The organism is Haloarcula sp. H-GB4 (assembly GCF_030848575.1).
Classification (GTDB): domain Archaea; phylum Halobacteriota; class Halobacteria; order Halobacteriales; family Haloarculaceae; genus Haloarcula.
The window spans coordinates 938,646-964,031 of sequence record NZ_JAVDDX010000002.1; the positions used below are offsets into that span (position 1 = coordinate 938,646).

General features: G+C 57.9%; 30 protein-coding genes. 15 read left to right on the plus strand and 15 right to left on the minus strand.

From position 1 onward, the window contains the following. Positions 1-86: 86 nt before the first annotated feature. Positions 87-1,118: a hypothetical protein gene (locus tag RBH20_RS13390; RefSeq protein ID WP_306709386.1), complete on the minus strand. Its 1,032-nt coding sequence runs from the start codon at positions 1,116-1,118 to the stop codon at positions 87-89. A gap of 140 nt (positions 1,119-1,258) precedes the next feature. Continuing rightward, positions 1,259-2,347, minus strand: a complete 1,089-nt coding sequence (locus RBH20_RS13395; RefSeq protein WP_306709388.1) for a hypothetical protein — start codon at positions 2,345-2,347, stop codon at positions 1,259-1,261. A 200-nt stretch (positions 2,348-2,547) separates the two neighbouring features. On the opposite strand from RBH20_RS13395, the gene RBH20_RS13400 reads away from it, so the two are divergent. Beyond that, a complete protein-coding gene (locus tag RBH20_RS13400) occupies positions 2,548-3,147 on the plus strand; it encodes a site-specific integrase (protein ID WP_306709390.1) in 600 nt (199 codons plus the stop codon). A gap of 25 nt (positions 3,148-3,172) precedes the next feature. Here RBH20_RS13400 and RBH20_RS13405 read toward each other — a convergent pair whose 3' ends face one another. Beyond that, the gene (locus RBH20_RS13405) at positions 3,173-3,784 is read right to left on the minus strand and encodes a transcriptional regulator (protein ID WP_306709392.1); all 612 of its coding nucleotides are present in this window, start codon (positions 3,782-3,784) and stop codon (positions 3,173-3,175) included. 993 nt (positions 3,785-4,777) lie between these two features. On the opposite strand from RBH20_RS13405, the gene RBH20_RS13410 reads away from it, so the two are divergent. The 4 genes from RBH20_RS13410 to RBH20_RS13425 are packed head-to-tail and all read left to right on the plus strand — an operon-like array spanning position 4,778 to position 8,217. Then, on the plus strand, positions 4,778-5,488 hold the full coding sequence (locus RBH20_RS13410; RefSeq protein ID WP_306709393.1) for a hypothetical protein: 711 nt from the start codon (positions 4,778-4,780) through the stop codon (positions 5,486-5,488). After that, positions 5,466-6,326 carry a serine/threonine-protein kinase gene (locus RBH20_RS13415; RefSeq protein ID WP_306709395.1) on the plus strand — a complete coding sequence of 287 codons (861 nt, stop codon included), beginning with the start codon at positions 5,466-5,468 and terminating at the stop codon, positions 6,324-6,326. Before RBH20_RS13410 ends, RBH20_RS13415 begins: the two co-directional genes overlap by 23 nt. Beyond that, positions 6,326-7,528: a hypothetical protein gene (locus RBH20_RS13420; protein ID WP_306709397.1), complete on the plus strand. Its 1,203-nt coding sequence runs from the start codon at positions 6,326-6,328 to the stop codon at positions 7,526-7,528. Before RBH20_RS13415 ends, RBH20_RS13420 begins: the two co-directional genes overlap by 1 nt. 2 nt (positions 7,529-7,530) lie before the next feature. Further along, positions 7,531-8,217: a metallophosphoesterase gene (locus RBH20_RS13425; RefSeq protein ID WP_306709399.1), complete on the plus strand. Its 687-nt coding sequence runs from the start codon at positions 7,531-7,533 to the stop codon at positions 8,215-8,217. Positions 8,218-8,274: 57 nt separating this feature from the next. Here RBH20_RS13425 and RBH20_RS13430 read toward each other — a convergent pair whose 3' ends face one another. After that, the gene (locus tag RBH20_RS13430) at positions 8,275-8,475 is read right to left on the minus strand and encodes a hypothetical protein (protein ID WP_306709401.1); all 201 of its coding nucleotides are present in this window, start codon (positions 8,473-8,475) and stop codon (positions 8,275-8,277) included. 204 nt (positions 8,476-8,679) lie between these two features. Between RBH20_RS13430 and RBH20_RS13435 the strand changes: the two genes are divergently transcribed. The 3 genes from RBH20_RS13435 to RBH20_RS13445 all read left to right on the plus strand — a co-directional run bounded on the left by RBH20_RS13435 (position 8,680) and on the right by RBH20_RS13445 (position 9,817). After that, positions 8,680-8,979, plus strand: a complete 300-nt coding sequence (locus RBH20_RS13435) for a hypothetical protein (RefSeq protein ID WP_306709402.1) — start codon at positions 8,680-8,682, stop codon at positions 8,977-8,979. A 506-nt stretch (positions 8,980-9,485) separates the two neighbouring features. Then, positions 9,486-9,632 (plus strand): hypothetical protein, encoded by a 147-nt coding sequence (locus RBH20_RS13440; RefSeq protein ID WP_154021022.1) that lies wholly within the window; start codon positions 9,486-9,488, stop codon positions 9,630-9,632. Next, on the plus strand, positions 9,629-9,817 hold the full coding sequence (locus tag RBH20_RS13445) for a hypothetical protein (RefSeq protein WP_058994143.1): 189 nt from the start codon (positions 9,629-9,631) through the stop codon (positions 9,815-9,817). Before RBH20_RS13440 ends, RBH20_RS13445 begins: the two co-directional genes overlap by 4 nt. 12 nt (positions 9,818-9,829) lie before the next feature. Here the strand turns inward: RBH20_RS13445 and RBH20_RS13450 are convergent, their stop codons facing one another. After that, the gene (locus RBH20_RS13450) at positions 9,830-11,077 is read right to left on the minus strand and encodes a site-specific integrase (RefSeq protein ID WP_306709407.1); all 1,248 of its coding nucleotides are present in this window, start codon (positions 11,075-11,077) and stop codon (positions 9,830-9,832) included. A 192-nt stretch (positions 11,078-11,269) separates the two neighbouring features. Between RBH20_RS13450 and RBH20_RS13455 the strand changes: the two genes are divergently transcribed. Both RBH20_RS13455 and RBH20_RS13460 read left to right on the plus strand, forming a co-directional pair. Continuing rightward, positions 11,270-11,839, plus strand: coding sequence for a hypothetical protein (locus RBH20_RS13455; protein ID WP_306709409.1), 570 nt, complete (start codon positions 11,270-11,272; stop codon positions 11,837-11,839). Positions 11,840-11,942: 103 nt separating this feature from the next. After that, entirely contained in the window at positions 11,943-12,188 is a 246-nt protein-coding gene (locus RBH20_RS13460) for a hypothetical protein (protein ID WP_306709411.1), read from the plus strand. Here the strand turns inward: RBH20_RS13460 and RBH20_RS13465 are convergent, their stop codons facing one another. Next, entirely contained in the window at positions 12,189-12,863 is a 675-nt protein-coding gene (locus tag RBH20_RS13465; protein WP_306709413.1) for a class I SAM-dependent methyltransferase, read from the minus strand. It abuts the gene before it with no gap. A 159-nt stretch (positions 12,864-13,022) separates the two neighbouring features. Then, the gene (locus RBH20_RS13470) at positions 13,023-13,523 is read right to left on the minus strand and encodes an Hsp20/alpha crystallin family protein (RefSeq protein ID WP_306709415.1); all 501 of its coding nucleotides are present in this window, start codon (positions 13,521-13,523) and stop codon (positions 13,023-13,025) included. Between the two features lie 221 nt (positions 13,524-13,744). Here RBH20_RS13470 and RBH20_RS13475 point away from each other — a divergent pair, with 221 nt between their 5' ends. After that, complete coding sequence (locus RBH20_RS13475) at positions 13,745-16,810, plus strand: FAD-binding and (Fe-S)-binding domain-containing protein (RefSeq protein ID WP_306709418.1); 3,066 nt, start codon at positions 13,745-13,747, stop codon at positions 16,808-16,810. Here the strand turns inward: RBH20_RS13475 and RBH20_RS13480 are convergent. Next, a complete protein-coding gene (locus RBH20_RS13480; protein WP_306709421.1) occupies positions 16,802-17,326 on the minus strand; it encodes a hypothetical protein in 525 nt (174 codons plus the stop codon). The two genes, RBH20_RS13475 and RBH20_RS13480, sit on opposite strands and share 9 nt — an antisense overlap. Positions 17,327-17,378: 52 nt before the next feature. After that, entirely contained in the window at positions 17,379-18,575 is a 1,197-nt protein-coding gene (locus RBH20_RS13485; protein WP_306709423.1) for an ATP-binding protein, read from the minus strand. A gap of 223 nt (positions 18,576-18,798) precedes the next feature. Here RBH20_RS13485 and RBH20_RS13490 point away from each other — a divergent pair, with 223 nt between their 5' ends. Both RBH20_RS13490 and RBH20_RS13495 read left to right on the plus strand, forming a co-directional pair. Then, entirely contained in the window at positions 18,799-18,993 is a 195-nt protein-coding gene (locus RBH20_RS13490; RefSeq protein ID WP_004515390.1) for a cold-shock protein, read from the plus strand. Between the two features lie 2 nt (positions 18,994-18,995). Further along, positions 18,996-19,190, plus strand: coding sequence for a cold-shock protein (locus RBH20_RS13495; RefSeq protein ID WP_306709429.1), 195 nt, complete (start codon positions 18,996-18,998; stop codon positions 19,188-19,190). 166 nt (positions 19,191-19,356) lie between these two features. On the opposite strand, the gene RBH20_RS13500 is transcribed toward RBH20_RS13495, so the two are convergent. From RBH20_RS13500 to RBH20_RS13510, 3 genes are all read right to left on the minus strand, one after another. Then, positions 19,357-20,097 carry a DUF429 domain-containing protein gene (locus RBH20_RS13500; protein ID WP_306709432.1) on the minus strand — a complete coding sequence of 247 codons (741 nt, stop codon included), beginning with the start codon at positions 20,095-20,097 and terminating at the stop codon, positions 19,357-19,359. Positions 20,098-20,204: 107 nt separating this feature from the next. Beyond that, positions 20,205-20,390: a hypothetical protein gene (locus RBH20_RS13505; protein WP_306709434.1), complete on the minus strand. Its 186-nt coding sequence runs from the start codon at positions 20,388-20,390 to the stop codon at positions 20,205-20,207. Between the two features lie 41 nt (positions 20,391-20,431). After that, a complete protein-coding gene (locus tag RBH20_RS13510) occupies positions 20,432-20,590 on the minus strand; it encodes a hypothetical protein (protein ID WP_306709436.1) in 159 nt (52 codons plus the stop codon). A gap of 75 nt (positions 20,591-20,665) precedes the next feature. On the opposite strand from RBH20_RS13510, the gene RBH20_RS13515 reads away from it, so the two are divergent. Both RBH20_RS13515 and RBH20_RS13520 read left to right on the plus strand, forming a co-directional pair. Next, positions 20,666-21,388 (plus strand): sugar phosphate nucleotidyltransferase, encoded by a 723-nt coding sequence (locus tag RBH20_RS13515; protein ID WP_306709438.1) that lies wholly within the window; start codon positions 20,666-20,668, stop codon positions 21,386-21,388. Between the two features lie 65 nt (positions 21,389-21,453). Beyond that, positions 21,454-22,050: a DUF4864 domain-containing protein gene (locus RBH20_RS13520; RefSeq protein WP_306709440.1), complete on the plus strand. Its 597-nt coding sequence runs from the start codon at positions 21,454-21,456 to the stop codon at positions 22,048-22,050. On the opposite strand, the gene RBH20_RS13525 is transcribed toward RBH20_RS13520, so the two are convergent. Genes RBH20_RS13525 through RBH20_RS13535 form a run of 3 tightly spaced genes read right to left on the minus strand, consistent with a single transcriptional unit; the run spans position 22,047 to position 25,378 of the window. Beyond that, positions 22,047-23,126 (minus strand): sugar ABC transporter permease, encoded by a 1,080-nt coding sequence (locus RBH20_RS13525; RefSeq protein ID WP_306709442.1) that lies wholly within the window; start codon positions 23,124-23,126, stop codon positions 22,047-22,049. The genes RBH20_RS13520 and RBH20_RS13525 overlap by 4 nt on opposite strands. After that, entirely contained in the window at positions 23,126-24,088 is a 963-nt protein-coding gene (locus RBH20_RS13530; protein ID WP_306709445.1) for a carbohydrate ABC transporter permease, read from the minus strand. Before RBH20_RS13530 ends, RBH20_RS13525 begins: the two co-directional genes overlap by 1 nt. 9 nt (positions 24,089-24,097) lie before the next feature. Further along, positions 24,098-25,378 carry an extracellular solute-binding protein gene (locus RBH20_RS13535; RefSeq protein ID WP_306709447.1) on the minus strand — a complete coding sequence of 427 codons (1,281 nt, stop codon included), beginning with the start codon at positions 25,376-25,378 and terminating at the stop codon, positions 24,098-24,100. Positions 25,379-25,386 lie beyond the last annotated feature (8 nt).

The following is a 25,386-nucleotide window of genomic DNA, read 5'->3' on the forward strand; positions in this document are numbered from 1 at the left end:
GTCGTGGACCCTTGTTGAATTTCATCTCAATCAAATATTGAGAGTCTGAATTCAAAAAGCTTGTCCTCAATCTGCTATACTTGATTTCAGTATATTCTATCGTCAATTATCAATAGCAAGGCGCCTACTAGTACAAATAGAGAAAAATCCACAGGATGAACCAGTAGTAGTAGTTCAAATATTGAGTCAGGAAGTAGCATGGCCAAAATGGCTGGGTGTGAGGGGGACAAGCGAAGAGCACTTGGACTGAGTAATAAGACCGCCGTAGCGAGGTTAAGAATGAATATCATGGAAAAGAACCAGACTTGTTTTGGATATCCGTAAATCACATTTGATACAGTGAACATTAAGAAGTAGAATGGAACTGCAACCCAGATGTATGTTATATGTGCTTCAATAAAACATACCCATGCGCCAGTTACTATGATTGTTGGTAATATCGAAATTCCGGTATAGAGTAAGTGGCGTCCTCCGGCTAATTCGGGGAAAGAGAGAACGTTTGAATATATAATTACAGCAGGGAGAGACACCAATAGTGGTAAGACTGCGATTACATCACTGGTGCCATTATTAACCGTCCCCGTGATAAATACGCCAGCAGCAATATATGCTAATGCGTTGATTGTTATTATTGTCGTATAAGTTATAAATCTCCCGTTATCTTGCAGGACTGAGTCGTTGTGTGAAATATATTCCTTGTTTTTGTTTACAATCATAGACACGGAGTCGCGCTTTCTTTGCTTTTCATAATATGCCCGGTCGACTTCACGTGGATCAATTCCGCCCTGTAGGGCCGAGGCTCTGTAAGTTATAGCCCCGGCTGCTAAGGATCCAATCAGTAGAGTAACACCAATGACGGAATTAATATTTATTAGTACATCTATATCTGGACTGGAGTTCCCGACTGCTACTGATGCCAAGCCAATAACTATACTTAAAAAAAGAATATTAGCTCGGTATATCCGGATAGCCTTATCATCTATGTCAGATAGAGTGTCAATCTGATAATCCAGTGTTCGGTTTGTTTGGTCAAGGATTGTTTCCAACGAATCTCTTGTTGGCGGTTGCTCATTGTTTTTGTTCTCGTCACACTTGTCAGAGCCACAATCGTCAGACATCCAGATATTGGTACCAATATCTATTGACCAAATAAATCTACTCGTGGGAAGTTGCCATTTTGCATATATCTGATTGATAAATTTGGCGTCAAAGTCGTTAAAAAGGCTGTCAGAGTAGACCTAGCCAGAGAAAATGCTGGTTAAAGAGCAGAGACACCGAACTCATCATAGAGTCGATCTAGTGTCTGCTGGTCTTTCAATCGAGTTACGGTATTTTGGTTTGCATACATGCCCTTCTCCCAGATAGCGTCATTCATATCAACAGTTTCAATCCAATCAACCCCGATTAAATATTCTCGAAGGTCAGGGTCATCTTTATTCTGACTGAGGTCACCTTCAAGTTGTGCCTCTGTAATTGGCTTGTTACCATCCTCAATCATGAACTCATCAGCAGGCGTCTTTTCTTGGGTAACTGTTCCGACCCCGATGTATCCATCCCCAGGGTGGTAAACAAATATTCTGGAGCCCTCTGTCGCTTTGTCCATTGTCCGATGGTACCACTCTCCGCCTCCGCCTGTAATAAACCCGTATTCTCGGGCATCACTCCATTTTCGGTAAGAGTTCGCCCCAAAGTTACCATAGAAGTCATGGCCGTTCCATGATTCTTGCTCCTGTTCCGTCTCCTCATCTTCAATCTCATGTGGATCATTAAGCCAAGACCGAGCGATATACTCTCGACCATCTTCCTGATAATAATTGAAACGGACTGCATTGATTGGTACCTCAAATTCTTCAGAAAGGTACTCAATAATCCGTTGAGTGGATCCGTCAAGTTCCGATGCGACAATCGTTAAATAATGCTGATTGTTAATTTCGTCAGGACCCTTTGGTGTGTCGTCGTTACTCGGACGGAATTTAGCATCAAATCCTGCTTCAAACGAGTCGGTATTTTCTGCAGAGTCTTCATAATGTCGTTTAATATCTTCGTATCCAAGGTTACTAGCCCAAGACGCATAGTCCATTGTCTGAGCCGTAACTTCTCGCGGGGTTTGATCGCGTTTTAATTCGATTACGTGAAGATCCCCGTCGCTGTCTATAGCAAGGATATCGAGACGCTTTCCATCTAGAGTGGTTATCTGCCGGTCGATTACCAGCAGTGGCTGACCGAGTACGTTTGGGTCTTGTAGAAGGAACTTTTCCAAACGGTCTTCCTTATCAAGACGATTCGAAGATACTCGTTCAAACTCATCATCGTCTCTAATACGCCATAGGCCTAAATCGATTGGCACAATCAATGTCCATGTAAAGTCAATGTATATCTTCTTCGCCACATGAGTGGATTCTGACTAACAGACAGTCAAAATACATTTTATTAACAAGTCAAAGTTGTTGAAGAACTACGACACGGAACCCGCGATATCGAGCCATAGCCGACGACTCCGGGTCAAACTGTGGTTTATGGTGTCGGACTTTTCATTGAGAAGTATCCATGCGAATCGAGCGAAATCAGAACCATCACTCGTACCGCTGCTGGCTGACGCCGGACGAGTACAAGACCCTCAAACAGAGCGCAGGTAGCTACCAGGACTCCCTCATCATCCAGCTCGGCGGCGAAGTCGGGCTTCGGTCCTTCGAGATACCCCAGATTCATCCGGAGCACATCAAGCACGTCGACGGGCACGCTCGGCTCCGCGTTCCCCAAGGGAAGGACACTGAGGGGAGCGGCGGGAAGCCTCGCGACGCCTACCTCCCGGAGCAAGTCGAAAGCGAGCTGCTCCGCTACGCCAACGTCGAGGACATCGACCGCGACGAGCCAATCATCGACCTGAGTGAGCGGTCGGTACAGCGGCGGATCAAAGCCACCGCCGAGCGGGTTGCAGAGGAGACCGGCGACGCCGACTGGCAGAAGCTTTCGAGTCACGATCTCCGACGGTACTACGCGCAGACGCTCCTAGTGCGTGAGCGGATGAACCCCAGAGTGGTGATGGAAGTCGGTGGGTGGTCGTCGTTCTCCGCGGTCGAACCGTACCTGAACGCTCCCACCGCGGAGGTAGTGAACCGGGAGTTCGATGACGTGGCGTTCAGTTGATCGAGTTAGCTGCTACAGTTCCAGTTCACTCTGAGAGAAGCCAGGTGATGACGGCGCCGTGTTGGTGATGGGGGTGCTGTAGTCCGTCGAAAGTTTCGAGCGTGGCAATCTCGATATCGATGTCGTACCAGTAGGAAACATCCTGCTCGAACTTCTCGGCTATCGTCTCCGCACGTAGTTGTTCGTACTCCTCATCCTCTTTCTCGTAGTAGAGACCGAGTAGTCCCGTGGGCTGGTCGAAGTCAGATCCGATTAACTTCTTCGCGTCGGTAAGCATAGACGACGAGCTACGTTCCGGGAAGGGGCTGAAGACGCTCTTGTACATATTCGGGTCGACGTTTCCATTATCCCGCCTGAAGCGGAGCAGCTTCGCTTCAACCGGGAGACAAACATCGCCACTCTGGACCAACAGGTCACACCGCCGTTGACTGCCTGGATAGGACATCTCGGTCCGAATCTCCACGCCCGTATCGTCACTGTCGGCCAGCCCGTCGAGGATCATCTGGATTTGGTTCTCCTCCTCAAAGGGACCGATACCGGCTTTCCACTCTTCATGACGTGCTTCGGCATCGACTCGCGGGATCACATCTGCAAAATCACGGGCAACTCGTTGGAGAACTACCGAGGGGGTCTGCATACACATCGATGGCGAGTGATAACGGATATGCTTTCCCCAGCAGATAAGGGGGCAAAGCAGGTGGAAAGGGGGTGCTCAGGAGTGCTGAGCGGTCGCTCTCCGGAACCCGGCTAAGCTGAGAAGCGAAAAGCAGCAGTAGAGGGGTCAGAAGCTGTACTCAAGCGGTAGAAAGAGCAGGCAGGAAGGGCCCTTTGAGGGGGTGGTAGCTGGTGGTCGTCTAATCACGACCCAGATTTAGGGTAGAGGGCACTCAAGCAGCGCTCAAGTACAGAAGCTAGCGGTGGTCGAGGACCTCTCAAGCAGTGGTCGTGCTGGTACGAGCTGGAAGAGCAAGGGGACGACCCACCACGAAGGGGCCCTTTAACCCCTTGCTTCCATGCACCGGCTGTCACGACCAGCGAGAAAGGGCGCTTCAGTTCCCTCAAGCAGAGAAAATCTTCGCTTGCGAGCAGCGGCGAGAAGCAGCAATTCTGCCTGCTTCCCAAGTACGGAGTCTGCGACCAGCGAAACGAGGGGTTAGAGGGGCCTGAAGCAGCACAAATCAGGCGGTAAGAGCAGGGGTGAAGGGGCCCTTCAGGGGTGGCCTTCGGTGGTCGAGTTGAATCGAGGGGGTAGAGACCAGCAGATACCACTAAGTTGATTACAATATACCTTGTCTAATTGCCACTTCATTATGAGTCAGGCTATTCTCGGATCAACACCTTGCCGCAATTCGAATCTCTTCTCCGGCTACTATCTCAACGAACGAATTTTTCGCTAGGACACAGTCATACCCTTCAAATAAATATCTCCATGCTTGCCTTCAGATTAATTCCTTACTAAAAACCCGATATTTACCCCGTAATTATTTCTTGAAAGAAAATATGGTTAAACCATGCACCAATCACTAGTACGCACAATAACCACTGACGGCGCCAGTTTAGCGAAATCGAAAAGCCTAGTACCCCTGCCGTCCTTGGATATAGTACATAGCACGGCCGCAGAGTGACACATATGGGATTTGATACAGAAGCCGACATGCGCGAAGTAGCCCAGGGGGCTCTTCGGAATGCATTCAACGAACCCGAAGCAAAACTATTCGAAGAATTCTCGTACGGATCGGGACGCGCAGACTATGTCCTTGCCCGTGTGTCTGAAGCGTACCTCTCACGCAGACTCGATGACTTAAATATTAAAACCGCGATTGACAACGATCGCATTCTACAAGCGTTTCTCCTCCTTCACAACCGCGAAACCATCTCAAAAGACTACTACTACGAGATGGGTGCTCTAGACCAGTCATCAAAGAAAGAGGCACTCAACTGGCTTACCGAACATGGCTTCGCCAAAGAAATCGGGGAGTCATACATACGTTCAACCCCAAACCTTCGACGTCACGTCACCACTGCATACTCAATCGAATTGAAACTTAGTAAATGGAAAGAAGCGCTCAGACAAGCGTTCCGTGGCAAGGGATTCTCCGAATACCAATGCGTAGTCATGGACGCCGAATACGTTGATCGAGCACTCAACAACAAACACCGGTTCGAAGAGCATGGTATCGGTCTTATGTCACTGACCGAAGACGGGCACTATGAAATCCATTTGAAGCCGGAACGTAGCAACCCCTATTCGTTGATAAACAAGTGGCGGCTTAATGAAAGAATTATAGTGGAGGCGTCAAAATCTAACACTCATCAATATGTTGGAGCAGCTGGGGATTGATGATATTCAAAATCATTTCCCTGAATTCAAGATAGAGAACCACATCGCGGACGGTGGCCAAAAGAAAGTTTATCTTGGAGAATACGACGGAGAACAAGTTGTTATCAAGCTGATTCCAACCGAACGCCGAAGATCAGCTCGACGCGCAAAACGCGAAGTTGAGACCATGGAAACCGTCGCTGCTGACGCACTCGTGAATCTCATCGACTACTTTACAGACGCCATCAACGACACCTCTGTGCTCGTTATGGTCGAAGAGTACATCCCTGGGCCAACACTCCACGAAGTCATTGATAACGGAAATGTAAGCGCTGAACTCGGCATCAATGTCGCTCAGACCCTACTAGAAGCCTTGCAGAAGTTTGATGAAGTCGATATTGTTCATCGGGATATTAAACCATCAAATATCATCATTGCCCCAGATGACCGAGTTCGGTTACTCGACGTTGGTATCGCTCGAATGCTCACACGCACCAGTATCACTCCAACACGTGCCTCCCATGGCCCGGGAACACCCACCTATGCATCTCCGGAGCAACTCAACAACAACAAAGATCTCCAAGATATCCGCAGTGACTTGTTCTCCTCAGGAATTGTGATGTTCGAATCACTTACTGGAGCGCATCCGTTCGCGTCCGACGATCTCGGACTTCCAATCCCCGATGCTATCCTTCAAAACGACAAGAGACCATTAGAGGGTTACTTAGACGACCAGAGCTTAGAACAAAAACTATACCCCATCTACGACAAGATGACGAAACCACAACCCTTCCAACGATACCGACAGCCGCAGCATGCACTTGAGGAACTAAACGATGCAATTGAGGGTGAAATCTGATGTTTGACGAACCAAGCTTCTTCATTCAAATGGGTTACAATGCCGGGAAACTCGGCCCGGAAATAATGGAGAAAGGCTTTGCAGACGGTGCCATTCTCAGTCCCGCAGACTTCGATAAAGACCGGAACGTAGAGCTATCCCGAGAATTCCACCGGGCTGGTGGTACCGTCTTGTTCGACCCACAGTTCTATATCCCGCGAGCAGACCGGCCCAGTCTCAGCTCATATGATTACTTCGGTGATCACGGAGGGCACGACTTCGATACTGCTGAAGTTGGTGGAAACCTGAACGAAGTCTGTACACAAATCCTGGCTGTTCAGGATGATTTAGATGTTGACGCATACGTGTCACCAGCAAGAACTCTCGACACGTTCTCCTCTACGAAGGTTGACGAGTGGCTTGATTATACTGAAGCTTTCATCGAGGTCGTTGACGATCAGGGACGAGATATTCCAGTTCTGGCATCTCTGCCTCTCGAAGGAGTGCCTCTCAACGATAAGGATCAACGAGACACCCTCCTTAACCGAATTACTGGACTTGACCCTGACGGGTTCTATGTGTCCGTTGAGTTCGACAAAGCAGACCGATATCCACTGACTGGTGTGTCGAATATTTATTCGTATCTCGAACTTCTGAACACTCTACGAAAGAACCAGTACGATATCATTGTCGGGCACACCCACCACGTTGCGCATCTATTCATGGGTATCGGCATCAATGCTTTCGCATCCGGTCATTACAACAACCTTCGTGCGTTTGATCAACGTCGATGGAAGCCAGACGACGGCCAAGGAGGTGGACGACTCGTCACAAAATATTATTCAGACAAACTATTGAACGAGTTGCGTCTTGACCCAGATCTGGATCTCATGTATCAAAAAGGCGGGTTTGACATGGATCGAATCCGAATGAATTCGCCCTACGACGCACCCCTGTTCAACAGTACCGATCCACCATCGACGGTCGGGTGGAACTTCCGCGAAGGTGCTTGGGATCACTATATTTGGGCCTGTTACCAGATTTCCCGCCAGTACCGTGGGAAGTCCTTGCCTGAGCGATTTGAAACTACAATGACAAAAATAGAAGATGCTGAAGACCTATTTGCAGATGTACAAGCAGAATTTGGGATGATGAATGAGCCAGAAGGCAGTGTCTTCGATGATTGGAAAGCAGCGCTATCCACCATGAAATCAGATTTATAGAAATGGAAATTGGCGTAGTCTCGGATCTCCACTCAAATATGGTTGCACTTGATGCAGTCCTCCGAGACCTCGAAACAGAAAACATCGAGAATATACTCTGTGCAGGCGATCTGGTAGGGTATTACCCGTTCCCGAATGAAACCGTCTCACGCGTTCGAGATTTGAATGCACTGTGTGTGCTCGGCAATCACGACTTTGCCCTTGTCACCGAGACACCGAGAGATTTCAACCGGCTAGCGAAACGAGCACTGGACTGGAACCGCCGGAACCTCTCCGAAGAGAACCTCGTCTACTTAGAGGAACTACCAGAGACACGTCGATTGACACTGGACGGTCTGGATATTTTCCTTGCACATGGCTCACCAGCCCGACCAATAAACGAATATATTTGGGAGGAAGACATTGACGAGCACTTCCTTGATGTGTTCTTTGAGTCACCGCCAGATGTCGTGATTCTCGGTCATACCCATCGTCCCTATGTAAAAGTAGTGGGGGACACATTGTGCATGAATCCGGGTAGTGTTGGGCAGCCGCGTGATGGTGATCCACGCGCATCATTTGGCGTTATAGACACTGAGTCGCTTGAGGCGGAGATTCGTCGCGTTGAATATGAGATTGACTGGGTTGCGGAAGAGACAGAGGAATATTTACCGAGACGGCTCGCGGAACGTCTCTATGAAGGCCGCTAATCCTGGGCAACTAACTCAGCAGTGAAAGAGAACCAGAGTGGACACAAGCATGGCCGTTCAACTCTTTTCCTCTACGACCTCAAGAAGTTCGTCAAGCAGCTCGGGGTGGTGTTCGTGAAGAATAGCGAGATCTTCGGACAGTTCCTCGTCGATCTTCCGCCGGATACGGGAGACTGCCTGGTAGTAACGGTCGGACTTCTCCTCGGCTTCGAGGAGTTCCCGCTCGGTGTCTGTGAGTAGTGCGCGGCGGCGTCCCATTTGCGAAGCCTGTTTGGGGGGCATCTCATTATACTGTGCCCTTCGTAGGCCCGTAAGGTTCCCATTTGCGGCAACTTCCCACATATGGCAAAAGACTAAGTCCCATGTTGCCACAAGTGGGAATAAGAACACCGCGGCTACGCCATTTGGAAATGGCCGGTGCAAGGACACCGACCGCGGGTTCTCAACACAAGCCAAGAACCCATGTCAACCGATGATACACGCAGAAATGAAAGCATCGCCTCGACGAACGACTCAAGCCGACGGCAGTTTCTCGGTGCTGCGGCCGCGGTCGCCGCGCTCCCGGTCGACCCACCAGCGGAGCCACAGCCCACTATCTCGGACGGTTTCGCCGCACACGTCGCCACCGAACACGTTGAACCGGCCCTTCGGACTCTGACACGGACAGACTACGACCGCACAGAAGCTATCCCAAAGCTCGAAGACGCCCTTTCTCAACTCCGGAAAGAGACCGAGCAACACCCCGATGGGAGGCGTAACTAACCCATTCACTCATTCATTCAATCAATTATTCACTCATTGACATATACTAAGTAGAGCCAGTTACTATGTGATACACATGCAGCACAAAAACACCCAAGAACAGAGATGAATTGCTTAGTAATTAACTAAGTAATTAACTTATTAACTAATCAACAGTTACTAAGTAGACTCACCGAATATGGACTCAATACGCGGAATACAACCAACAAACAACTCACAGGATTCAGACAGATGACTCTCAAAAGTGGTAAAGTGCAAACGCATGGCCCTGACAAGCTCACCAGGCTTGGGCCATACGTTTTGAATCGATTGGACCGGGAAGATGTCTTCCCACTCTTAATTACTAGAGCTAGATACTTAGCACTTGGGGACGACACGCTCCCGGTCCGGTGTCGCCGGCCTAACCGGCCTTCATCGGACGATGGAATTCAGACACGATGAGCTAACGTCGACCCAGCGAAGTATCGCATGCCACCCGAACAGTCGCCAGTCTGGGGGTGAGTGGGATGATTGAGCGGTTCGGCCACGACAAGATTCGACTCGTCGAGTGTCCAGTCTGTGGCATCGACCTTCGGGACAAGCGAGTCTCCCACCACGTCGCATCACATCGACCGAGTGAGTTCGGACTGTCGCCGCAGGGGGTGATTCAATGACGGCGAAGAGCGCAGCCGGGGACCAATTCGTTCAGGAGAACAAGGACACGCTCGTCCGCATCATCAAGCACGGTGACGACGAGTTCGTCCGCGCGATGGCGCTGCAGGCGCTGATCCGGTACGGCAACGAACCCACCCTTCACGACGTGCAAAGCGAGATAGAGCGCGCAAAGGAGGAGGTGTAGACGGTGTCAGCTTCAGCTCTCGGTGGCGTCAGCGAACGCCCGTGCCTCGCGGAGGATTTCGGGGTTCTCATCACCGAGCTCAATGAACCGCTCGACACGGTCGAGGTTGTCGAGGAAGTCGGGATCGTCGTGAGCAATCTGCAACAGCTCCGATCGAATCTCCTTCTGTTCTCGTTCGATCTCCTCAACCGCCGCCGCGTCCATCGCCTGACTGCACCAGACGCAGGTGGGTTCGTCGCGGGGCGTCTCGTTCCGGCATCGCGGGCAAGTGGCCGGCGCAATCGGGTCGGACTCGTCTTCCTCCACGTCGACTCCGTGGGCCTGCGCGATAGCGCGGTCGTTGGCGTCACCGAAGACGGCGACGTACCGGGAAGCCACGTCCGAACCCCGGTCCCAGCCGTGGTGGTCTTCGAGGTGGGCTTGATTGACACCGTCCGAAGCCAGATACGACGCCGACGACTTCCGCATCTGCGTGAACGTTACCTCGGTGTGGTCGATTCCGGCCTTCCGAGCGTGCTTCTTGAGAATCTTCAGCTTCATCTGGTAGCTGATATCCTCGGGTTTACTCAGTTTCGACCAGAGGGGCGCATCCGGCTGGTCCTTTCCCGGGTGGACGTTCAGCCACTGTCGGAGATGAGGGACGGATGGGACGAGCGTAATCGACCGCTCGCCCTTCTTCCCGTCGACGGAGATACGCAGGCCGTATTTGTGGTCAGAAACGTCTCCGACGGTGAGGTTACGGAGTTCCCCGCTCCGGGCCCCGGAGTCCCATGCGACGGCGATGAGCGCCTTGTCGCGGGCGTGGCGGCACTCGTCAAGCATGGGCAAGATGTGTTCCTCCCACCAGAGCATCTTCGCCGGGTTCGGCATCGGATTGTAGTCCTTCGACGTAGTTGCCGAGACCCACGAGATGCTATCGGGAATCTCGTCGCCGTCGGTGACGTGCTTCCCGAACATCCTGAAGGCAACCCGGTAGTCCCGGTTGGACTCCTCGTTGTCGTAGGTGTCGTGAATCCAGCGGACGATATCCTCGGCAGCTCGCTTGTCGTCAAGAGAGTCAGCCAGTCCGCCGACTTCCTCGGCGATACGCACACAGTGCCTGAGGAGCTTTTCACGGCGCTCCTTGCCGTACTGACTCCCGAGCAGGGCGAGTCTGTTGTCGAAGGCCTGCAACACGTTCTGGTCGTCTCCACTCATCTCTTCGGCGCGCTCGATGCGCTCCTGCAGATTCTCGATTCGACGATCTGCGTTTCTCGTCATCTACATGGGGGGTTGTCATATAGGCATGTAAACCACCAGTTGAGGTCCGGGAGGCGGCATTTCTTACGGACAAAGTGAACAGTGAAAACGCTCTCCAGCGGATTTGAACGATGTAACTAAGTAGCGACCACCGCGCTGCCCCGTTGACTCACCACAGTCGCCGGAACAGGTACTTCCGTGGCGACGAGTAGCATGGGTATGACAGAGGAGCCAGCACACGAGCAGATGGAGCGCCATGCGACCCTGACCGATGAACTCGCGGAGCTCAGTGCGGAGCGGGATGCCGTCGCGGCGTCAGTACAGGACCGGCTTACTGACGCGGTTTCAGAGGCGATAGCAAAAGCGGGGACGAACGTCGGGAGTCTGGGGCAGTCCAAAGACGGCAAGCGGTTTCGGTTCGAGGCGCGGCTTGATCGAGCGGCGCTGGTGGCGGCGGTAACGGAAGCGCTGCCGGATGGGTTTGTCGTCTCCCATGTCAACGAGGACGGAACACTGAGTGTGGACTGGACCGGCGACAGCACCACACCGTCGAAGCGGGAACACGGGGCCATCCTGAAAGCGATCATCGCAGAGGAAACAGCGACGGATAGCGACGGCTTCATCGAATCCGTCCCCAGCCGTGACCGCGTGCTGGCGCGGGCGGTTGAACTGGGTATCGACGAGGGAGACGCGGCAGACCGCCTCAGTCGGCTGGCGACGCTGGACGTGGTGGATATCACTGACGAAGGGGTCTACCCCGACAAGAACTTCTCGCGATATTAGCGATCGAGGGCGGATATCAGCCGACAGCAGGCGGAAAGGGACACGTGGACGGAGTGACGTGACCGACGTTTATTACTTGGTCCAGTCTGTGGTGTCAGACGAAATGGCAGTACTATCGACAGAAAACGAGGGGAAGTTCCTCATGGACGCACAGGGAGAACAGATCGGCATTGTGACCGAGGTTGCCTCGAAGGAACAGGTCGCGTACGTCGAACCGGACCCGGACCTCGCCGAGGCCTGGGTGCAGGGGCTCGGGTTCGGTGACGCCGACGAAGACGACATCGAGGTCGCTGCCGACGCCATTGGGACAATAACTGACAGCGAACTGCGTGTGACTGTCGACCTGTAGTCACGCGACAGACTCGGGACGCTCGCCCACTACGAACGTCCACCACTTGATCAGCTGCGTCCGTTCATAGAGACCGAGAAGCCGCGCAGACACATTCGACTCGGAGATGCTCGCGAGCATCAACGGCGACCCGAGCGTCTGTTTTTCTATGATCTCGAACAAGTCGGAGACGAGGTCAGTGACAGCAGTCTCCGATAGGTGGCGATAAATGTCGGTGTCCTGTTCAAGCAGTCCTAGCCGGAACGCGGCACCCTTGGTGAGCTTGCGGTACAGCCCCGGTGTTCCTTCGAGCAGGGCGATACGGCCCTCAGGGCGGAGTACGCGGGCAGCCTCGCGAAGGATTTCAGGGCGGTCCGCGGGCGGAACGTGATGGAGAAACCGGCGGCCGATAACGGCGTCGAAAGAATCATCATCGAACGGCAAGGCGCGGGCGTCGCCGGCCAGCGCCGGCTTGCTGACGGTTTCAGCGTTCGACGGCCAGCCTTCCAGTCCGATATCGGCGCGGGGATGCATATGCTGGCCGAACGCGAGCTCGAGCGTCCGACCGGGCGGGAGCTGTGCGGCTATGAGCTCGTCGTGTCGTTCGTATATTCGGTGCAACAGCGGGTGTTTTCGGATGTTCCGTGGCCGCTCGACGATTGCGCCGTCCTGAACATCCCAAGTCGCTTCGGACATGTTACGGCCTCACAGTTTGCGGTCGACGGTGCCTGCACGAGACTATAGAGGAGATAAGAGATCAGCAGTAGCTGACTAAGATCGGGATAGCAGGTTGCTAAGATCGTCCTTGTTGAGGCGGTCGTTTAGCATCGGCAAGCAACAGTGGAAAAAAGACGTCTATTCGATTTCGATTCGGTTCGAGTCGTTGGCGTCGTCCGCGCGCGGCAGCGTTATTTCGAGAACCCCGTTGTGGTAGGTGGCAGTGATGTCGTCGTCCACCACCGGTTCGGGAACAGCGACTCGTTCGGCGACTCGTCGGCTGTGTCGGCGGGCGCCATCGCTCGTTTCCGCAGCGACCGTGGTCTCGCCCTGGATGCTGAGGACGCCGTCTTCGAAGCGAACGGCAAGGTCGTCGCGCTCGAAGCCCGGGAGGTCAGCCATCACGGCGTACCCGTCGTCGGTCTCGTCGACGTGGAGGTTCGTGTCGATGCCGTGCCGTCGGTGGTCGCCCGAGCGCGTGCTGGCGGTTGATCGGTCGGCGCGGTATCCGGGGCTGACAGGCATTCGGCGTCTCGAATCGTCATCCATCCGCCGGCCTAGACTATCGTCCATCATCTCCCGTTGCGTCTGTGCGAAGAGTCGGAGCATCGTCTCGAAGGGATCGTTGCTGTGTGTCATAATCAACATACATACGACTCTGTTGATATTAGCAGTTGCGTAACACGTGCTATCACAGGGGGGGCGGAAGCGCCGTCCGTAGCCTGCGTTCGACCGGCCCAAGAATGCGTGATGAGATACCGTAGCGGAACTGTTTTGTCAGGCGTACAGCTAGAACAGCCACAGATAACCGCCGAGTACCCGGTCCATCGGTGGCCGGGCGACTGGACACGACACACACCATGGCAACCGATTCCGGCACCCGGATAGACCCTTCGGCTGACGAGGTATCGAACTACGACTACCAGAACGACACTGTTGCCCGGTCTGGCCTCGTCGATGACCTACAGGCGCGCGTCGACGGCGAGGTCCGGTTCGACGAGTACTCGCGACAGTTGTACGCGACCGACGCCAGCCTCTACGAGGTGCTGCCCATCGGCGTCGTCTATCCACGGTCGACCGATGACGTGGCCGCGGTCATGTCCTACTGTGAGCAGCGTGAGATTCCGGTGCTGCCACGGGGCGGGGGGACAAGCCTCGCCGGTCAGACCGTCAACGAAGCCGTCGTGCTAGATTTCTCGCGGTACATGAACGACCTCCTCGAGGCCCGGCCCGATGACCGACGAGCGCGGGCCCAGCCGGGCATCAAGCTCGGCGACCTGAACGGAGAACTGGCCGACCACGGGCTGAAGTTTGCACCGGACCCGGCATGGGGCGACAAGAGTGTCCTTGGCGGCGCTATCGGCAACAACTCCACTGGGGCTCACTCCCTGCAGTACGGCAAGACCGACGCCTACATCGAGGAGTGCGAGGTCGTTCTTGCGGACGGCACTGTCACCACGTTCGGCGAAGTCACCCGCGAGGAACTGCGCGACCGGGCGGCCCCCGACGGAGACCTCGAAGCGCAGATTTACGCCGAAATCGAACGGATACTCACCGAAGAAGGCGAGGCAATCGAGAGCCACTATCCGGACCTGAAGCGCAACGTCTCAGGGTACAACCTCGACTGGGTGCTCGAAGACGCACAGGATGGAACCATCAACGTCGCCTCGCTGCTGGCCGGCAGCGAAGGGACCCTCGCCATCGTCACCGAAGCCGAGGTGTCGCTGGAGCCGATTCCAGAAACCAAGTCGATGGGCCTGCTCGCCTACGAGGGGCTCATCGAGGCCATGGAAGACGTTGCGGACATCCTCGAGCACGACCCGGCAGCCGTCGAGGTGCTCGACGACGTGCTCATCGACCTGGCCCGGGACACCGCCGAGTTCGAAGACGTGGTCGGTATGCTGCCTGACGGGACACGGGCGGTCCTCATTGTTGAGTTCTACGCCGCCGACGAGGAGAGCGGGCGACAGAAGGTCGCCGATCTGCTGGCAGACCGAACAAACGGCGTCAACCCTGCCGCCGACCCGACCGCAGACCGGACGGTCGTTAACGCACCGATACGGGCGTTCGACGCTATGGAGGCCCACGACGAGGCGAAGCGGGAGAAGTTCTGGAAGATGCGCAAGTCCGGCCTTCCGATACTGCTCTCGCGGACGACCGACGAGAAACACGGCTCGTTCATCGAGGACACCGCCATCCCGCCGGCAAACCTCCCGGAGTACGTCGCCGACTTCCAAGAGATTCTGGAGGAACACGACACCTTCGCCTCCTTCTACGCCCACGCCGGCCCCGGCGTGCTCCACATCCGCCCGCTCATCAACACGAAGTCGGTCGAAGGCGTCGAAACCATGGAATCCATCGCCGACGCAGTAACCGACCTCGTGGTGAAATACGGCGGAAGCGTCTCGGGCGAGCACGGCGACGGCCGCGCCCGCACGCAGTGGAACGAGAAGCTCTACGGCGCGGACCTCTGGGAGACGTTCCAGGAACTCAAATCGACGTTCGACCCTGACTGGCTGCTCAACCCCGGACAGGTCGTTGGCGTCGACGCGGGCGAGGTCAAGTCCGGCGCGATGCCCGAGCGAGCACGCACAGTCGACATGACCGAGAACCTCCGCTTTGATCCGGAGTACGAGTTCGACACTGGCTTCGACCCCGCGCTGGAGTGGGACAACGACAATGGAATGCAGGGGATGGTCGAACTCTGTCACGGCTGTGGGGGCTGTCGCGGCCCACAGGAGACGACCGGTGGCGTGATGTGTCCGACCTACCGCGCGTCTGAGGAGGAGATGACGACGACCCGAGGGCGGGCGAATATGCTCCGGCAAGCGATGAGCGGCGACCTGCCGGACGACCCTACGGACGAGGAGTTCATGCACGAGGTGCTCGACCTCTGTATCGGCTGCAAGGGGTGTGCGAAGGACTGCCCGAGCGAGGTCGATATGGCGAAGCTCAAAGCGGAGGTGACCCACGCCCACCACCAGGAACACGGCTCCAGCGTCCGGGACAAGCTGTTCACGAACGTCGACGCGCTTGCCGGGCTCGGAAGCGCGTTCGCACCGCTATCGAACCTCGCGACGAAGGTGCCGGGCGCTCGAACCGTGCTGGAGAAGGCAGTCGGTATCGCCCCGGACCGCACGCTGCCGAGCTTCCAGCGGACGACGCTACAGGACTGGTTCGACGAGCGCGGTCCGCAGGTCCCGGCCGACGAGGCCGAGCGACGGGCGCTGCTGTTCCCCGACACGTACACGAACTACAGCCATCCTGAAGTCGGGAAAGCCGCCGTCCGCGTGCTCGAAGCCACGGGCGTCCATGTCCAGTTGGCCAACCGAACCGACAGCGGGCGGCCGGCCCACTCGAAGGGCTTTCTCGACCAGTCCCGAGCGACTGCGCGGGACAATGTCAACGCGCTCGTCCCCGCAGTCGAGGAAGGCTGGGACGTGGTGCTGGTCGAGCCAAGCGACGCCGTGATGTTCCAGTCGGACTATCTGGACCTGCTGTCAGGCAAGGACGTGGAAACGCTCGCGGCCAACGCCTACGGCGTCTGTGAGTACCTCGACACCTTCCGGCTAGACGAGGCGGCTGACTGGGACGTGCCGCCCGAGACGCTGACCTACCACGGCCACTGCCACCAGAAGGCGACGAAGAAGGACCACCACGCCGTCGGCGTCCTCCGGCGGGCCGGCTACGAGGTGGACCCGCTGGATTCTGGCTGTTGTGGCATGGCCGGGTCCTTCGGCTACGAGACCGAGCACTTCTCGATGAGCAAGGCCATCGGCTCCATCCTGTTTGACCAGATCGGAGCGAGCCGCGGCGACACAGTCGTCGCGCCCGGCGCGTCCTGCCGCACGCAACTGGACGACTGGGACGAAAGCGATGGCGAGCCACCGCATCCGGTGGAGAAGCTCGATGCGGCCCTAGCCTGAGAGTTCGTCGGGCTGGCGGACCGCCTGAACGATGCCGACCGTCTGGCCGACCAGCGCGAGCCCGATGCCGGCGAGCAGCGCGATTTCCGCCGGTGGGAACAGCGCGCCAGCGTACACCGCCGCACCGAGAACGCTCAGCACTGCGCCGGCCGTGTACGCCCGCTGGCCTGTCGGAACGTGCTTCCCAGTGTAGTAGAGGCCGACACCAGGAACAGCCAGCCACCCCAGTATGGTCGTCGTCAGGAACGGAACCCGAAGCGGAGAGTAGAGGAGACCGACGATGCCTCCGAGAGTGAGCAAGAGTCCGACGAGGAGAATGTCGCGCCAGATCCGGAGGACGCCCGTCTCCATCTCGTCCCACGAAAGGACGGCAAAAGCGGCGATGAGAACGGCAGCGACGACGTGGAAGATCAGCACGGTCCGGTCAGTGACCACATCGAGATGAGCCAGCCCCACGAGCAGCCACGCCAGCGGGATGAGTACGGTCGGACCCTGTGCACGCAAGCGAGGGAACATACGCCTCACTGTGCCCCCCACAATCAAGAAACGTCGGTCGTGCCATGCCGTGTCACGCTCGCGGGAGTTCGACGACGAAGTGCGCGCCGTCAAGGTCGGTATTAGTCAATCTAAGGTCGGTGTTCTCACCGGCGTCGGCGAGGTAGATATCACCGCCAAAGCTCGTAACGAGTGTTTCGACGAGATGGAGTCCGCCACCGTGCGTGTCGCCCGCCCGTGGGTCGAAAATCCTGTCGCGCTGGCCCTCGGGAATCCCCGGGCCGTCGTCAACCACGTGAATCTCGACGACAGCATCGGTCTCGCGGATCGCGACAAATACTGACGGGTGATCGTGCCCGTCTCCCGCCGACTGGGCCGTCTCCGCTCGCTGTGCCTCGTCCTGCAGTACTGCCCCGTCCGTCGCGGTCCCCTCGGCTGAGAGTTCGGCCGCTGGCGTCCCGTGCTCGATAGCGTTCTCTATGAGGTTCCGGAGAACCGGGCGAGCGGCCTCGTTGGTGTATACCATCGCGCTGTCCGGGGCTCGGTGCTCGATGGCGATGGAATGTGTCTGCTCGATTCGCCGTATCACCGCCTCGGCGATCCCGACGATGTCGGTCGGTTCGAAGGCCGGGTCGGAACCGAGGGTCTCGGCGACAGCCCCAGCGTTGTCGACCAGACTGTCGAGTTCGGTTACCTGCTCGTGGATCGCGTCCGCCGCCGTTTGAACCGTCTCCGAGTCGGCGTTACGCCGGATGATCGTCGTCCGGCCGTCGATAACGACCAGCCCGTTCGAGATATCGTGTCGAAGCAGGTCGTTGACAAACGACAGCGTGCTCGCGGTTCGAGTCGCACGACTGGCATCCTGACGGGCCCGGACCGCGAGCGTGCCCGCGATGAGTCCCGTGACAGCGCCAGTCTCCATCGCCAACAGAGTGACAAACACCGGTTCGGCGATTGTTCGACCCTCGATCATGCGGATGAAGACGCTCAGACCGATGACAGTCCCGACTGCGAGGCTGCCAACAACGCTCCAGACGAACACAGTCCAGATCTGCTCACCCGGTGTTGACGACGAGACGAGGCGATAGCTGCCATACACCAGCACCAGCGGTAGTAGCCCGTCGAGAGCCAACGCGAGGGCGGGGCCGCCAAGCTGTCCGATGCGCTGTGTCTCAACACCGAGGTGCCAGACGACAGCCGCACCTGTGAACGCGAGGCCGAAGCCAGCAAGCAGCCACGGCGCAAGGTGGGCCCGGGCACCACGGGACATGATTACAACTTGGGCTCGAATGGCTAATTCCATTTGGTTAGTGAGCCGGTAAGACCGAACGCGACACTGTGGCGTCTATAGCCAGCCGGGAGATCCGGCGACGTATGTGCCATGACAGTATTACCCACTGCATAACCGCCAGACTGCGGTCGGATCTCTCTGTTTCCCACCAGAGCATCGTACCGACACTGTTATCCGTGGTGCTGGCATCTCTTTGGTTGCAATGGCGAAAGGAACGGTTGATTTCTTCAACGACACTGGCGGTTACGGTTTCATCGACACTGAGGACGCGGACGAGGACGTCTTCTTCCACATGGAAGATATCGGCGGCCCGGACCTCGAGGAAGGACAGGAGCTCGAATTTGACATCGAGCAGGCGGACAAGGGTCCGCGAGCCAACAACGTCACGAGGCTCTAACAATGGCGGAAGGCACTGTCGACTTCTTCAACGACACTGGTGGCTACGGCTTCATCGAAACCGACGATGCGGACGAAGACGTCTTCTTCCACATGGAAGACGTTGGCGGCCCTGACCTCGAAGAGGGGCAGGACGTCGAGTTCGACATCGAGCAGGCGGACAAGGGTCCGCGTGCGACCAACCTCACGCGACTGTAAGACGGCTTCTGTCTACAGTCTAGCACTATAATCACTTGTCAGCGGTCGCGGTGTACCATAGCGTACACGGCAGTGGCGCTGGCACGTACATAACTCACGACGAGCAACAGCGCTCATCGGGACACGTCACTACGTGAGTAGTCGTGACATCGCTCGATAGACAATTCTACGTGAGTAGTGGCGACGCAGCCCGATAGACGATTTCCATCGGCAGCCCCGTCGCATCTCGCGGTGGTTCGGGCGGGAGCGTGTACAGGTCCCCGTCACTCGGGGCAGCCGTGTACGCGAGCACAACGGCGTCCAGTACGTCGTCGACAGCCACCGCCGTCCCACCGGTTGCTTCGGCGGCTTTCTGGACTGTTGGGGCGGCGTCGCGGTCGTGTTGTGCGAGAATCCGCATCCGCTCGGCGTATCCCCCAGCAGTATGTTTTGCGTAGCTAAGCGGCTCGCCGCCGAAAGCGCGGAAACAGACTTCCGGGTGGGATTCTCGGATAGCGGCGGCGGCCTCGGGCAGTTCCTGCAAGAGTTCGTCGACCCGGGCGAGGCTGTCGCTCTGTGCGAACGCCCGTTCAGAGAGGGTGTGGTCAGTCTTGCGCTTGTGGACGCGATTGGCCGTCGAGTAGCGCTGTTTTCGGGTCGCTTCTCGCACCGGCGGTGTGCGGACCGTCGTGCTGCGCTCGCCGAGGACTGACCGGGCGAGTTCGTCACACCGGCGGTCCGGCTCGCCGGATTCGACAAGTCCGATCGGCACGCCGACCAGAATCCGGCGGGCGCGCTCCTCGTAGGCTGCCCAGCACGCACCGATACTGTCGAACACCGACGCGTGGTCGAAGCCGTCGCCAGTGAACGCGACAGCGACCCAGGACTCATCGCTCCGATCGACGCCGACGTACAGCGGTTCCGCCATTACTGATACTCGTTTCGACGGGCGCAAAAGTGTATCCCGAGGTGTTTCTTGACCAACCGGTCCGGTTCCAGGCTATCGGTCGACGCGCTGACTGTCCCGACGACGGGTCACGACCGCCCGAATTTCGTGAGGTCCTTGAGCGGCACGAGCCGGTGTTCCATCGCCGGCTTGGTGTAGCCAGCCGACTCCTCGGAGACGCCGCTGGTGAACACCAGCATCTTCTGCTGGAGGACGTGCGGTACGCCGTCGTTGTCCCGGATGATGTCGACCGAGCGCCACGCTTCGTCTTCCATGTGTCTGAGTCACATGCTGCTGCCACCTGTCTCTTTCCCCGTCAGGCGTCCGGCCCGACGAAGACAGTCCGGAGCCGCGCACCACAGTCCGGACAGCACAGCGTCTGCCAGCGGTTGGTGTCGAGGTCACCGAACGTCTCCCGGCGAATGGCTACCTCGGCGGTGACTGGCCGGCCGCAGATGTCACACTCCTCGACCATGCGTCGAGGTTGGCGGGCCACAGACAAAATCCGCTCGCCCACAGGCATTTAGCCGGCCCGAGCGTGGGGCCGGATATGGACGGCGTCGTACTCGCTGCCGGCGAAGGGACGCGGATGCGGCCACTCACTGCGGACAGACCGAAGGGACTGGTCGAGGTAGCCGGAAAGCCGCTGCTGACACATTGCTTCGATACGCTGCTGTCAGTCGGCGTCGACCGATTGGTGGTCGTCGTCGGCTACCGCGGTGACGACATCGTGTCCCACTACGGCGACCAGTATCGGGACGCGCCAGTGGAGTACGTCCGGCAGGACGAGCAGTTGGGACTGGCGCACGCGCTCGAACAGCCCAGTTCCGCCGTTGACGGGACCTTTGTCATGCTGAACGGCGACAACGTCTGCCGGGCGAACCTTGACGACGTGCTTGACCGACACCGCGAGACCGACGCCAGCGCGACGCTGCTCGTCGAAGACGTGTCGCGGGCCGAGGCCAGAACGACCGGTGTCGTCACGACGGACGGCGAAGGCGAGGTGACGGGCCTCGTCGAGAAGCCGTCGGACCCGCCGTCGACGCTGGTCACGCGAGGCTTCTTTGTCTTCGAACCGGCCATCGGCCACGCCTGCGCGCTGACGCGACCCTCCGAGCGCGGCGAGTACGAACTCCCCGACGCAATCGACCTGCTGTTGAGCGCTGGCCACCGCGTTGAGGCAGTCGAACTGGAGGGATGGTGTCACAACGTCAACGAGCCGGGCGACATCGATACCGTCGAACAGCGACTCGGCGAGAGCGTCGACCGCTGACGAGCGCGCCGACGCGCTGTACGTAGCGGCAGAACACGGAAGCATGTCTACCCCAATACAGGGGTATGACAGCCGCTCGGCCACTCGTGCTCGTTGCACTCGCCGTTCTGGTCTCACTGGCGGGCTGTGGCACGTTTTTCGGAACTGGCGAAACAGGGCCGGAACCGACGATAACGCCTGCCGCCGTGCCGACAGATGAACCACAGGCGGTGGAAGCGACGGACGAGGGGAGCTACTGGGGGAACGTCTCCGTCGACGCCAACCGGTCGGCAGTGACGCAGCCGCGAGTCCTCGAACTACGACCGAACTGCAAGCGGCCACCGGGACTGGTCGTCCATATTCAGGTGCTGGCGCTGCGGAACAACGACCCGGCAACGAACGAGGGCATCAACACCACGTGGCAGTTCGCGTCCCCGTCGAACCGGGACCTGACGGGACCGTACGCGAACTTCGTCCGGACAATCCAGAGCGGGTTCGAACCGCTCCTGAACGCGACGGGCGTGCGGTACGGACCGCTGGACCGCGACGGCGACACCGCGTCACAGCCGGTGACCGTGGCCAACAGAAACGGAACGACGACGAGCTACCGGTGGACGGTCGAAAAGCAGACCGAAACGCCATATGAAGGCTGCTGGATGACGGCTGGCGTCGCGCCGGCCTAACCTTCCATCCCGCTAAAGGAGAGGCCGCCCTCGATGTAGCGCTGGGCGAACAGGTACGCCAGCATGATCGGCGAGGCGAAGGTGAGCGCGAACGCGGAGAAGCGCGCCCACGGGATGGAGTACTCGTCGACCATCGCGTACAGGCCGACCGGCAGCGTGTAGTTCTCCGTCCCCAGCAGCGTCTGGGCGACGACGAACTCCGTCCAGCCGGTGAGGAAGACGAAGATGAACACCGTCGCCAGCCCAGCAGTCGACATCGGAATGATGACCTCGGTGACGACCCGCCACGGCGGCGCGCCGTCGACGACGGCGGCCTCCTCGTAGGAGACCGGAATACCGTCCATGTAGGTCTTCAGCAGCCACGTGTTGAACGGCACGGCGGTCGCCGCGTAGTACACCGCAAGCGCCAGCTTGCTGTCGTTGATTCCGAACTGGACGTACAGCGCATACATCCCGATGAGCAGGGCAACGCCGAGGCCGCCCCCGACCTGTGTCATCAGTACGTAGAGGAACAGGACCTTTCGGCGGAAGAGGAACTCCCGGCGCGAGAGGGCATACGCCGCCGGAATGATGAGCGACATCGCGATCAGGACTGTTGGAATCGCCACCATGAGGCTGTTCCAGAGGAAGCGCTTGAACTCCGACGGGCGGTTGACGCCGTAGTCGGAGGCATCCAGAATTTCGATCCCCGGCGTCTGGAACACGAAGGCGAGGTCTGTGAACGGGATGGCCGCGGTAATCGAGTACGACGGCACGATGAGATCACCGATCACCCAGATGAACGGTTTGACCGTCGGATCAGCGGGCAGCAGTGAGAAGCTCTCTGAGGTGTACAGCGAGCTTCCGGAGCCGGAAAGGGCCGCCATCAGAATCCAGTAGATCGGGAAGAGCAGTGCCAGCACGACCAGTGTCGCGCCAATCGTCGAGAGGATGACCTTCAGAACCTCCGACGCGGGTAGCTCGCCCCGACGGACCGCCTGCATGGTGTAGGACCACTTTCGAACTGTTCGGGCGGGCATCGTGGCGAACGTCTTGATGTCGTCGCCGAGCTTTCTGGCGATTGCACCAAGCAACATCAGTCGTTCACCCCGTCGGCGAGCTTTCCTTTCTTGACATTGAGCCACATGAACGCGCCGATGAACACGAGCGCGATGATACTGATAGCCGCACCGCGGCCGTACTGCTGGAACGACAGTGCCTCACGATAGCCGTAGACGACGATGAGTTCGTTCGCCCGCGCCGGGCCGCCCTGATTGAACACGAACGGAATGAGGAACTGCTGGAACGACGCCGCAGAGGTCAGAATCGATGCGAACAGCACGGGACGTTTGATCGACGGCAGCGTGATGTGCGCAAAGCGTGCCAGAAACCCCGCGCCGTCGACGACGGCCGCCTCGTGGAGTTCCTGGGGTACGTCCTGTAGCGCGCTGACGGTGATGATGACCATGAACGGGTACGCCAGCCACGCCTCCGTGACGTTGTACGCGATGAAGGCAGTCCAGCGGCCCGAGAGCCACGCGACCGAACTCGCCCCGAATGCGGTCAGCAGCTGGTTCATCAGCCCGAATTCGGCGGAGCTGAAGATGCCGCGCCACACGGTGATGGTGAAAATCGGCGGCAGCCCCATCGGGAAGATGATGAGCGAGCGCAGGACGCGCTTACCGCGGACGAGGTCGCTGGTCACGACGAGCGCGATAGCCAGGCTCGCCCCGATTTTGAGCGTGACGCTCGTGGCGACAAACAGCCAAGTGACGCCAAAGGAGTTCCAGAACTGGCCGTCGGTCAGCACATCAGCGTAGTTCTCTAATCCGACAAACAGTGCGTCACCGAACGTGAGCACGGCGACGACGCCCTCGCCGGCGAACAGATTCGCCGGCTGGGCGTTTGTAAAGGAGATTCCTAGCAGGTAGAGGACCGGGAACAGCATGAACGCCGAGAAGACAAACAGCCCCGGGAGCACTAGCAGTAACGACGCGTCGTCCCGCGTCAGAAACGGGACCGACTCAATGCGGTCCGCCGCTCGTGAAACGGTACTCATGGGCGTTTCTTACTCCCAGTTGCTGCGGATTTCCTCGGCGGCGGTCGTCAGTGCGTCTTCGGCGCTTGAATCGCCGTTGAACACTTCGATGAGGGCGTTCTCAAGCGGCGACCACACCTTGTTCATGCGCGGGTCAGTCGGCATCGGGACCCCCTGGCTGACGGTCTGGGAGTACGTCTGGACGTGGTCGGGGAGTTCGTCGCTGCCGACGAGGCTGTCGAGCACCGGAATCGCACCCTGCTCCTCGGCGAGTCGCGTGGCGTGGTCCTCGTTGGTAGCGAACCACTCGACGAAGTTCCGGGCGGCCGTGGCGTCGGCTCCACCCTCGTTCATCGCGTCCGCGAAGTACCACATCGAAATGCCGGTGTACGGCGTCACCTCGCCGCCGTCGATGGCAGGGAACGTCGCCACTTCGTAGTTCACGTCGCTCTGGTTCAGCGTCGCCAGGTACCACGGCCCGTTAACTGCGAAGGCGGCGTTCCCCTCGGAGAACGTCGCAGCCTGCGGTTCGTAGTTCGGGTCGTCGGGCATATACGGACGGAGGGTATCGAGAGCGAACTGGAGTCCCTCGATGGCCTCGTCGGCATCCAAGCCGAGCGCCGGGTCCTGCTCCGGGTCAAAGTAGTAGCCGCCAAAGGCCTGTATCCACCCGCTCGTGAAGTACGGGTCAAACGGCATGGCGAGGCCGTACTGGCTGCTGCTCGGATCGTGGTACTCCTCCATTGTCGCCACCATGTCGTCGGCAGTCTCGGGCGCTTCGTCGACGATGTCCGTGTTGTAGATGAGCGTCACTGTCTCCGCCGAGTGAGGGAGGCCAACAACGGCATCGTCGAACTGGACGGCGGAGGCGGCAGCGTCCGTGAACTGGTCTAAGCTCACGGAGAGTTCGTCGGACTGGTCGACGACGAACTCCCGCTGGTAGTAGTCGCCCACCCAGTCGTGTGCCCACTCAAAGACCTCCGGCCCCTGCCCGGCCGGAATCGCGCTCGTGGTCTTCTTTTCCATGTTGGAGATGTCCGACCCCTCGACACCGAACTCCGTCTTGCTCGCGAACGTCTCCATCGCGTCCTCGCGTGCAGGGATCTCCGAATCCTGCAACTGATACCACGCCGTCGCAGTCCCGCCTGCCTGCTGACTTCCGCCGCTTGCCCCATCGCCCGAGCCGTCACCGGAAGCCGTTTCCCCCTCCGAGCCGCCACTGCCCTGCTCTTGCACACTACAGCCAGCAAGGGCTGTAGCCGCCCCGACACCGCCGATCCGTTTGAGCACCGTCCGTCGTTCCATTGTCATGGATAGAT

Coding starts and splice junctions, on each gene's coding strand:
- RBH20_RS13390 (WP_306709386.1), bottom strand. CDS start 1,118: ATGTCTGACGATTGTGGCTCTGACAAGTGTGACGAGAACAAAAACAAT.
- RBH20_RS13400 (WP_306709390.1), top strand. CDS start 2,548: ATGCGAATCGAGCGAAATCAGAACCATCACTCGTACCGCTGCTGGCTG.
- RBH20_RS13405 (WP_306709392.1), bottom strand. CDS start 3,784: ATGCAGACCCCCTCGGTAGTTCTCCAACGAGTTGCCCGTGATTTTGCA.
- RBH20_RS13410 (WP_306709393.1), top strand. CDS start 4,778: ATGGGATTTGATACAGAAGCCGACATGCGCGAAGTAGCCCAGGGGGCT.
- RBH20_RS13415 (WP_306709395.1), top strand. CDS start 5,466: ATGTTGGAGCAGCTGGGGATTGATGATATTCAAAATCATTTCCCTGAA.
- RBH20_RS13420 (WP_306709397.1), top strand. CDS start 6,326: ATGTTTGACGAACCAAGCTTCTTCATTCAAATGGGTTACAATGCCGGG.
- RBH20_RS13425 (WP_306709399.1), top strand. CDS start 7,531: ATGGAAATTGGCGTAGTCTCGGATCTCCACTCAAATATGGTTGCACTT.
- RBH20_RS13430 (WP_306709401.1), bottom strand. CDS start 8,475: ATGGGACGCCGCCGCGCACTACTCACAGACACCGAGCGGGAACTCCTC.
- RBH20_RS13435 (WP_306709402.1), top strand. CDS start 8,680: ATGTCAACCGATGATACACGCAGAAATGAAAGCATCGCCTCGACGAAC.
- RBH20_RS13440 (WP_154021022.1), top strand. CDS start 9,486: ATGATTGAGCGGTTCGGCCACGACAAGATTCGACTCGTCGAGTGTCCA.
- RBH20_RS13445 (WP_058994143.1), top strand. CDS start 9,629: ATGACGGCGAAGAGCGCAGCCGGGGACCAATTCGTTCAGGAGAACAAG.
- RBH20_RS13450 (WP_306709407.1), bottom strand. CDS start 11,077: ATGACGAGAAACGCAGATCGTCGAATCGAGAATCTGCAGGAGCGCATC.
- RBH20_RS13455 (WP_306709409.1), top strand. CDS start 11,270: ATGGGTATGACAGAGGAGCCAGCACACGAGCAGATGGAGCGCCATGCG.
- RBH20_RS13460 (WP_306709411.1), top strand. CDS start 11,943: ATGGCAGTACTATCGACAGAAAACGAGGGGAAGTTCCTCATGGACGCA.
- RBH20_RS13465 (WP_306709413.1), bottom strand. CDS start 12,863: ATGTCCGAAGCGACTTGGGATGTTCAGGACGGCGCAATCGTCGAGCGG.
- RBH20_RS13470 (WP_306709415.1), bottom strand. CDS start 13,523: ATGACACACAGCAACGATCCCTTCGAGACGATGCTCCGACTCTTCGCA.
- RBH20_RS13475 (WP_306709418.1), top strand. CDS start 13,745: ATGGCAACCGATTCCGGCACCCGGATAGACCCTTCGGCTGACGAGGTA.
- RBH20_RS13480 (WP_306709421.1), bottom strand. CDS start 17,326: ATGTTCCCTCGCTTGCGTGCACAGGGTCCGACCGTACTCATCCCGCTG.
- RBH20_RS13485 (WP_306709423.1), bottom strand. CDS start 18,575: ATGTCCCGTGGTGCCCGGGCCCACCTTGCGCCGTGGCTGCTTGCTGGC.
- RBH20_RS13490 (WP_004515390.1), top strand. CDS start 18,799: ATGGCGAAAGGAACGGTTGATTTCTTCAACGACACTGGCGGTTACGGT.
- RBH20_RS13495 (WP_306709429.1), top strand. CDS start 18,996: ATGGCGGAAGGCACTGTCGACTTCTTCAACGACACTGGTGGCTACGGC.
- RBH20_RS13500 (WP_306709432.1), bottom strand. CDS start 20,097: ATGGCGGAACCGCTGTACGTCGGCGTCGATCGGAGCGATGAGTCCTGG.
- RBH20_RS13505 (WP_306709434.1), bottom strand. CDS start 20,390: ATGGAAGACGAAGCGTGGCGCTCGGTCGACATCATCCGGGACAACGAC.
- RBH20_RS13510 (WP_306709436.1), bottom strand. CDS start 20,590: ATGGTCGAGGAGTGTGACATCTGCGGCCGGCCAGTCACCGCCGAGGTA.
- RBH20_RS13515 (WP_306709438.1), top strand. CDS start 20,666: ATGGACGGCGTCGTACTCGCTGCCGGCGAAGGGACGCGGATGCGGCCA.
- RBH20_RS13520 (WP_306709440.1), top strand. CDS start 21,454: ATGACAGCCGCTCGGCCACTCGTGCTCGTTGCACTCGCCGTTCTGGTC.
- RBH20_RS13525 (WP_306709442.1), bottom strand. CDS start 23,126: ATGTTGCTTGGTGCAATCGCCAGAAAGCTCGGCGACGACATCAAGACG.
- RBH20_RS13530 (WP_306709445.1), bottom strand. CDS start 24,088: ATGAGTACCGTTTCACGAGCGGCGGACCGCATTGAGTCGGTCCCGTTT.
- RBH20_RS13535 (WP_306709447.1), bottom strand. CDS start 25,378: ATGACAATGGAACGACGGACGGTGCTCAAACGGATCGGCGGTGTCGGG.